This is a genomic window from Chromobacterium sp. ASV23 (genome assembly GCF_016428945.1).
Lineage (GTDB): Bacteria > Pseudomonadota > Gammaproteobacteria > Burkholderiales > Chromobacteriaceae > Chromobacterium > Chromobacterium sinusclupearum.
On record NZ_JAELTR010000030.1, the window covers coordinates 44,335 to 51,210 of the forward strand.

General features: G+C 62.7%; 8 protein-coding genes. 5 read left to right on the plus strand and 3 right to left on the minus strand.

All coding sequences use genetic code 11. The features are described 5' to 3' along the window. Nucleotides 1-37: 37 nt before the first annotated feature. Nucleotides 38-388, minus strand: a complete 351-nt coding sequence (locus JHD59_RS13260) for a DUF2325 domain-containing protein (RefSeq protein ID WP_071110474.1) — start codon at nucleotides 386-388, stop codon at nucleotides 38-40. Between the two features lie 163 nt (nucleotides 389-551). Between JHD59_RS13260 and JHD59_RS13265 the strand changes: the two genes are divergently transcribed. After that, nucleotides 552-1,343: a transporter substrate-binding domain-containing protein gene (locus JHD59_RS13265; protein ID WP_199154586.1), complete on the plus strand. Its 792-nt coding sequence runs from the start codon at nucleotides 552-554 to the stop codon at nucleotides 1,341-1,343. Here JHD59_RS13265 and JHD59_RS13270 read toward each other — a convergent pair. Next, nucleotides 1,334-2,305 (minus strand): hypothetical protein, encoded by a 972-nt coding sequence (locus JHD59_RS13270; RefSeq protein WP_199154587.1) that lies wholly within the window; start codon nucleotides 2,303-2,305, stop codon nucleotides 1,334-1,336. The genes JHD59_RS13265 and JHD59_RS13270 overlap by 10 nt on opposite strands. A 108-nt stretch (nucleotides 2,306-2,413) precedes the next feature. Further along, nucleotides 2,414-4,072 carry an ABC1 kinase family protein gene (locus JHD59_RS13275; protein WP_368671585.1) on the minus strand — a complete coding sequence of 553 codons (1,659 nt, stop codon included), beginning with the start codon at nucleotides 4,070-4,072 and terminating at the stop codon, nucleotides 2,414-2,416. 84 nt (nucleotides 4,073-4,156) lie between these two features. On the opposite strand from JHD59_RS13275, the gene JHD59_RS13280 reads away from it, so the two are divergent. The 4 genes from JHD59_RS13280 to JHD59_RS13295 all read left to right on the plus strand — a co-directional run. Then, nucleotides 4,157-4,885, plus strand: coding sequence for a C40 family peptidase (locus tag JHD59_RS13280; protein ID WP_103320380.1), 729 nt, complete (start codon nucleotides 4,157-4,159; stop codon nucleotides 4,883-4,885). A 58-nt stretch (nucleotides 4,886-4,943) separates the two neighbouring features. Continuing rightward, nucleotides 4,944-5,174, plus strand: a complete 231-nt coding sequence (locus JHD59_RS13285; RefSeq protein ID WP_043626106.1) for a hypothetical protein — start codon at nucleotides 4,944-4,946, stop codon at nucleotides 5,172-5,174. A 2-nt stretch (nucleotides 5,175-5,176) separates the two neighbouring features. Continuing rightward, nucleotides 5,177-6,415, plus strand: coding sequence for a lipoprotein-releasing ABC transporter permease subunit (locus JHD59_RS13290; protein ID WP_199154588.1), 1,239 nt, complete (start codon nucleotides 5,177-5,179; stop codon nucleotides 6,413-6,415). After that, nucleotides 6,408-6,876: ATP-binding cassette domain-containing protein (locus JHD59_RS13295; RefSeq protein WP_199154589.1), on the plus strand; the 469-nt coding region annotated here is incomplete at its 3' end. The genes JHD59_RS13290 and JHD59_RS13295, both read left to right, overlap by 8 nt.

Consider the following 6,876-nt stretch of genomic DNA (forward strand, 5'->3'; position numbering starts at 1 on the left):
CCACTCAGGGCCTGAGGGTGGCCCTGCTGCCGGCTGGCTAGCGTTTGCGCTTGCCGGCCTTTTCACTGGCGCGCTGCGGGCAGGCGGCGCAGGGGTTTTCGCACATGCCGGCGCCGCTCAGCGATTGTTTCAGCGCGCAGACCGAACGGCGACAGGCGATGAAGCGGATTTGTTGCTCAGCGGCCAGTTCGCGGAAGTGGCGCATCACATTATGGCCCAGGAAGTCGGTGAACAGGATCAGCAGCTCGGTGCCGGCGGGCAGCCGGTCCACCTTGCGCTGGTGCGAGCTGTTGCGGCCGCTCAGGTGGCGGTTGATGGTAATGCCGTAGCTCTGCAGCACGTCGGGAATGTTGCCCAGCGTGTCGGCTCCAACCAGCATGGCGTTCATGGCACGATCTCCTTCAGTGATTTTTGAGAATGATAATAATTATCATTTCCAGCGTCAACCTGTACTTTCAGCATGTTTCGTCGCGTGATGGCGGCCGCCACGCATTGCGCCTATGTTGTAAAGATTGAACGCATGGATGGGTGGATCGGCGGGAAGGAGCATCATGAAGTCTAGGCTGCTGGGTATCTTGGCTATGGTTCTGCCGCTATTGCTGTCGACCGCAAGGGCGGATCAGTTGGCGCAGGTTCAACGCAAAGGCGTGCTGGAGATAGGCCTGGAGGGAACGTTTCCGCCTTATAGTTTTCGCGCCGCGGCCGGGGCCGAGTTGCAGGGTTTCGAAGTGGATTTCGGCCGCGAGCTGGCGAAGCAACTCGGTGTTCAGGCGCATTTCCATACCATTGCCTGGACCCATATGCTGAGCAGCCTGTCGGCCCGCCGGGTGGATGTGGTGCTAAACCAGGTGGTGGCGACCACCGAGCGTCAACGCCGTTTTGATTTTTCCATCCCCTATACCTATAGCGGTTTGCAGATGGTGGTGCGCAAGGCCGACGCGGCGCGTTTCCACAGCGCGGCGGATCTGGCTGGCGCGCACGTCGGCGTCGGGGCCGAGACCAACTATGAACAGTGGCTGCGCGCCAATGTGCCGCAGGCACATGTCCATCTGTACCACGACGATTTAACCAAATACGACGGCTTGCGCCGAGGCGAAGTGGATGCCATCGTGATCAATCGGCTGGCGGCGCTGAATCTGATGCTGAAGACGCGGGGCGACTTGGTGGCCGCGGGGAGGATGCTGGCGCGGGAGGATGCCTGCGTGGTGATGCGCAAGGACAATCCGCAGCTGCTGATGCGGGTCAATCGCGCTATCGGACATCTGCAGCGCGACGGCGCCTTGTTGGCGCTGTCGCGCAAGTGGTTCATGGCTGATATCGTCAGCCGGCCGGATCAGCCGTAGACGTCCACTTGGCTGACCATGCCGGCCTGGCCGTCGTCCTTCAGATAAACGCCGGCGCTTTCCATCTGTGCGGTTGGGGCGATGCTGGCGCTGTCCTGGCGCATGGTCAACGGCGCCTGGACGCTGGGCAGCAAAATGGCGCCGATATGCGCCTGTTGCAGGGTTTCCAGCTGGTCTTTGCCGTCGCTGCCGCGTCCGGTCCAGATTCTCAATTGCGCATACACGGGGTCGGACTCATCGATCACGCCATCGTGATTGACATCATATTTGGCCAGGTCGGCGAAGCCATTGCCGGATTGCGGGCCGAACAGCTCGCTGCCGTTGCCTACCTTGCCGCTGCCATTTTTGTCCAGTACCAGCCAGCCGCCATCGGTGGGGAAGGGGAGCTGGGTCATCTGGCCGTTGTTCTGCAGGTCGAAGCTCGCCGTGGCGCCGCTGAAGCGGCCGGCGTCGGCGCCCAGCGAGATCATCAGCGGGTCGTGCGGCTGGCCGCCGTTCTGGCTGCCGGCGCTGCTGTGGTACTGGTAAAGGCTCTGCATCGACAGGTTCAGCGAGAACTGGAATTGCTTGCTGTCCTGCGTGGTGACCTGGCCGTTGGCGGAGAATTGCAGCTGCTGTTTGTCCTGGTAGTCAACGCTTTGCTCAGCGTCGACTTGCGGCGGCGGCGAGGCAGGCGCGCTCGGCGCTTGGCCGGTAGCGGGCTGCGACTTGTTGTCCCAGAGCCAAATGTGGATGCCGAACGCTTTTTCGACAATCGCCTTGATCAGGCTGAGCAAGCCGCTGATGTCGTTTTGCAGCGCCAAAGCCATGAGGCTCTGCACGCCCTGGCTGCTCAGCTGGACGTTATCCTGCGGGGCAGGCTGCGCAGTTTGCTGCGTCACGGTCACGCTTTGCCGGATGTCCAGCGATTGGGTTTGCGTGAAGCTGCTGCCGAGCTTGGCATCTACGGAGGCAATACGCATGGCGCGAGTCCGATCAAGGCGGGAATGCCCCTGTATCGATGCCGCTCGGCGCAACTTAATGCTGTGGCGATTGCGTATTGCCTGCCGTCTCAGTCGGTGTTGACGAGCTTATAAATCCTTGCCGGAGCGCCAGATCGACCAGACCAGCCACACGCTGTTGAGCAGCGCCAGCATGAAGCCGAAGAAGCCGAAGAACGGCAGGCCGAACAGCTTGGGCCCGGCGTTCACCGTCATCACGATGGACGAGCCTATGATCAGGCAGCCGGTGACGATGCCCATGGTCAGCCGGTTGCTGCTGCGGTCCAGCTGCTTGCCGAAGCTGTCCAGCCGCTGCAGGTCCAGGTTGACGCGGAACTTGCCGTGACGCATGTCTCGGCCCACCCGCACCAGGTCGCGCGGCAGGCCGGTGATCATTTCCAGCCCCTCGGACAAGGACTGCCGGCCGCGCTTCAGCAGCGCCGCCGGGTGGTAGCGCGCGACGATCAGCTCCTTGACGAAGGGGGTGATGTGGGCCACCAGCTGGAAATCCGGGTTCAATTGCCGGCCCAGCCCTTCCAGCGTGATCAGCGCTTTGAACAACATGGCCATGTCCGGCGGCAGCACGATGCCGTGATTGCGGATCAGCGTCATGATGTCGCCGATCAGCTGGCTGATGTTCAGGCCCTTCAGCGGCACGTGCTCGTACTGGAACATGAATTCGCTGACTTCATCGGCGAATTTTTGCATGTCCACCGGCGTGTTGCCGGTCCACTCGATCAGCACGTCGATGATGCCGTGCTCGTTGTGTTCGGCCACTGCGGACAATAGATCGACGATTTCGTCGCGCCGCACATGGCTGATGCGGCCCACCATGCCGAAATCGATGAAAGCGATGCGGTGGTCGGCCAGGAAGAACACATTGCCGGGGTGGGGGTCGGCATGGAAGAAGCCGTTGACCAGAATCATCTTCAGCACCGCGTCGGCGCCGCGTTGCGCCAGCAGCACCGCGTCCAGGCCGCTGCTTTCCAAGCGAGTCAGGTCGCTGGCGGGGATGCCGTCGACGTAGCTTTGCACATTGACCGCGGCATTGGTGTATTGCCAGTGCACCCGCGGCACTTCCACCCATGGGTCGTCGGCGAAGTCCTTGCCGAAGCGCTCCATATTGCGCGCTTCAATGGCGAGGTCCAGCTCGCGCCGCAGAGAGCGCGAGAACTGGGCGACGATGCCGGACGGCTGGTAGCGGCGCAGTTCCGGAAATTCCAGTTCCAGCAGGTGGGCCAGGTGGGCCAGGATGCGCAGGTCGGCCTCCACTTTTTCCGCGATGCCGGGGCGGCGCAGCTTGACCGCCACCTCGCTGCCGTCATGCAGCCTGGCGCGGTGCACCTGGGCGATGGAGGCGGAACCGATCGGCCGCATGTCGAATTCGGCGAACAGCGCCTCGGGCGAGTCTCCCAGCGCGTCACGCACCAGGCGCTCTACGGCTGCCGGCGGCAAGGGCGGCACGCGGTTTTGCAGTTTCTCGAATTCGTCTATCCAGTCCGGCGGGAACACGTCGACGCGGGTGGACAGGATCTGGCCCAGCTTGATGAAGGTGGGGCCAAGCTCCTCAAAGGCCAGCCGCACCCGCACCGCCGTCGGCTGGCCGGATTCGCCGTCCGGCAGGCCCAGATTCAGCCACTCGCCGGCTTTTTCCATGGCGCGGGGCAGTTTCAGCCGCTGCGCGAACTCTCCCAGGCCATGACGGATCAAAATTCCGCTGATTTCTCTTAGTCGCGGTAAGTCCCGCATTGCAATCAAGGTTTCCCGAATCATGTGCTTTTCGCCGTTCCGCTTGGCTTTACACTACCGGTCCCGTCCGATAGAGTGCGGCCTATGAAATTGCAACTCCGCTTATCAGCGCTGGCGCTGGCGGGCTTTATGGTTTTCGCCCAGGCTGCGCCAGACAAGGCCGCGCCGGACAAGCCCCCGGTCGATGGCAAAACGGCAGCCGACAGCTCGGCGGCCGACAAACCGGACGATCCCATCTCCAAGTACGCCGCTCCGCAAGAGGATGCGGTGGGTGATCTGCTTTTGCAAGCGATGAGTCTCCTGGGCGTGGCCTACCGCTTCGGCGGCAACACGCCGGATGACGGCCTGGACTGCAGCGGCTTTATCCGTTACGTGTTCCAGAAGTCGCTGCGCGTCAACCTGCCGCGCACCGCCGCCGAAATGGCCAAGGTGGGCAAGTCCGTCGGCCGCGGCGAACTGGTGCCAGGGGATCTGGTGTTCTTCAACACCCGAGGCTTCAATTATTCCCATGTCGGCATTTACATGGGCAATAACAAATTCATCCATGCGCCGCGCACCGGCAAGAACATTGAAGTGGCCAATCTGTCACAGAGTTACTGGAGCGCGCGTTACAATGGAGCGCGCAGGGTCAATCGTAGCACCGCCTACCAGGCGGCCGATACGTCTGATGACGTCAGCGTGAAAGGCGGCGCCAAGAAAGCCGAGTCGCAAGTCAAATGCCGCAAGGGCAAGAAGTGCAAGGCGGCCGAGCCGGCGCGCGGCAAAAAGGCGGCCAAGGCCTCGCATGCCGCCAAGAAGAAGCACAAGCGCTGAACCCAAGGGTCTAGCCTGATGCCCGCAGCTTGCGGGCATCTTGTTTTCAGGAACGAAAATGACTTTGAAGATTGAAATACCGGTCTGGAAGGACCCGGAAGGCAATGTGGTGGCCTGCGTCGAGAAGCTGAAAGTGATGCGCGAGAATCTGGAAGAGATCGCCCAGCTGGCGCAGGACGCTTTCGAGGATGCCGTGCTGATGGGGTGCGACGAGCGGCAGGTGCGCGACTTCCTGGTGGCGATGATGCAGAGCCTGGACAACCCCTACCGTTCCGAGCGAGACGCCTGACAATGCCATTTGAAGCCTTTATCGGGCTGCGCTATCTGCGCGCCAAGCGCCGCAACGGGTTTATTTCCTTCATTTCGCTGATTTCCATCGTCGGCATCGCCCTCGGGGTGGCAGCGCTGATCATTGTGCTGTCGGTGATGAACGGGTTCCAGAAGGAAATCCGCGGCCGCATCCTCAGCGTGGCCTCGCATTTGGAAGTGAGCGGCTATGATGGCCGGCTGCCCAACTGGCAGGGCGCGCGCGACATGCTGGTCAAGCAGCCGCATGTCGTGGCGGCGGCGCCTTTTGTCAGCAGCCAGGGCCTGTTCGTCGCCTACGGCAATGTGCGCGGCGGCCTGGTGCGCGGCGTCGAACCCAAGCTGGAAAACCAGGTGGTGGATGTGGGCCGCCACATGGTGGCCGGCAAGCTGGACAATCTGCAGCCGGGCAGCTTCGGCATGGCGCTGGGCGTGGAGCTGGCGCGCCAGCTGGGCGTGGGCGTCGGCGACAAGGTCACGCTGATGACGCCGCAGGGCAATATCACGCCGGCCGGCATGATTCCGCGCTCCAAGCAGTTCACCGTAGTGGGCCTTTTCAAGGTGGACATGTTCGAGTTCGATTCCTCGCTGGCCATGGTCAATCTGCGCGACGCCCAAGTGCTGGAACGCATGGGCGATACGGTCAGCGGCGTGCGGCTGAAGCTGGACGACCCGCTCTTGGCGCCGCAATTGAAGGAAAGCCTGCGCCCGCAGTTGCCGCAGCTGATGGTGACGGACTGGACCGATACCAATGCCAATTACTTCCGCGCGGTGCAGATCGAGAAGCGGATGATGACCATCATCCTGACGCTGATCGTCGCGGTGGCGGCCTTCAACCTGGTCTCCACGCTGGTGATGGTGGTGACCGACAAGCAGGCCGACATCGCCATCCTGCGCACGCTGGGGGCGTCGCCGGGCAGCATCATGAAGATTTTCATGATCCAGGGTGCGGTGGCCGGCGTGCTGGGCACGCTGGCGGGCGCGGTCAGCGGCGTGGTCATCGCGCTGAATCTGGATGTGATCGTGCCGGTGATCGAACGCATCATCGGCGCCAAGATACTGTCCAGCGACGTCTACATGATCGACTACCTGCCGTCCGACGTGCAGTGGAGCGATGTCTCGACCATCACCATCATTTCCTTGCTGCTGGCGCTGTTCGCCACGCTGTACCCCAGCTGGCGCGCGGCGCGCACCCAACCGGCGGAGGCGCTGCGCTATGAGTAAAGTATTGAGCTGCCGCCAGCTGGGGAAACGCTACCAGGAAGGCAAGCTGGCGCTGGATGTGCTGTCCGGCATCGATCTGGACGTGGCCAAGGGCGAGCATCTGGCCATCGTCGGCGCTTCCGGCTCCGGCAAGAGCACGCTGCTGCATCTGCTGGGCGGATTGGATACGCCCAGCCACGGCACGGTGGAGGTGCTGGGCAAGAACCTGGCCCAGCTGACCGAGGACGAGCGCGGCCGGCTGCGCAATGAGTCGCTGGGCTTCGTCTATCAATTCCATCACCTGCTGCCGGAATTTTCCGCGCTGGAAAACGTGATGATGCCGCTGTTGATCCGTCGTATGCACAAGACGGAAGCTGCGCGCCGCGCCGCCCAGATGCTGGAGCGGGTGGGGCTGGGCAAGCGGCTGGAGCACAAGCCGGGCGAGCTGTCGGGCGGCGAGCGGCAGCGGGCCGCCATCGCCC

Excerpts from the sequence above, each read along its gene's own strand:
- JHD59_RS13265 (WP_199154586.1), top strand. The coding sequence starts at position 552 with ATGAAGTCTAGGCTGCTGGGTATCTTGGCTATGGTTCTGCCGCTATTG.
- JHD59_RS13270 (WP_199154587.1), bottom strand. The coding sequence starts at position 2,305 with ATGCGTATTGCCTCCGTAGATGCCAAGCTCGGCAGCAGCTTCACGCAA.
- JHD59_RS13280 (WP_103320380.1), top strand. The coding sequence starts at position 4,157 with ATGAAATTGCAACTCCGCTTATCAGCGCTGGCGCTGGCGGGCTTTATG.
- JHD59_RS13275 (WP_368671585.1), bottom strand. The coding sequence starts at position 4,072 with ATGCGGGACTTACCGCGACTAAGAGAAATCAGCGGAATTTTGATCCGT.
- JHD59_RS13260 (WP_071110474.1), bottom strand. The coding sequence starts at position 388 with ATGAACGCCATGCTGGTTGGAGCCGACACGCTGGGCAACATTCCCGAC.
- JHD59_RS13285 (WP_043626106.1), top strand. The coding sequence starts at position 4,944 with ATGACTTTGAAGATTGAAATACCGGTCTGGAAGGACCCGGAAGGCAAT.
- JHD59_RS13290 (WP_199154588.1), top strand. The coding sequence starts at position 5,177 with ATGCCATTTGAAGCCTTTATCGGGCTGCGCTATCTGCGCGCCAAGCGC.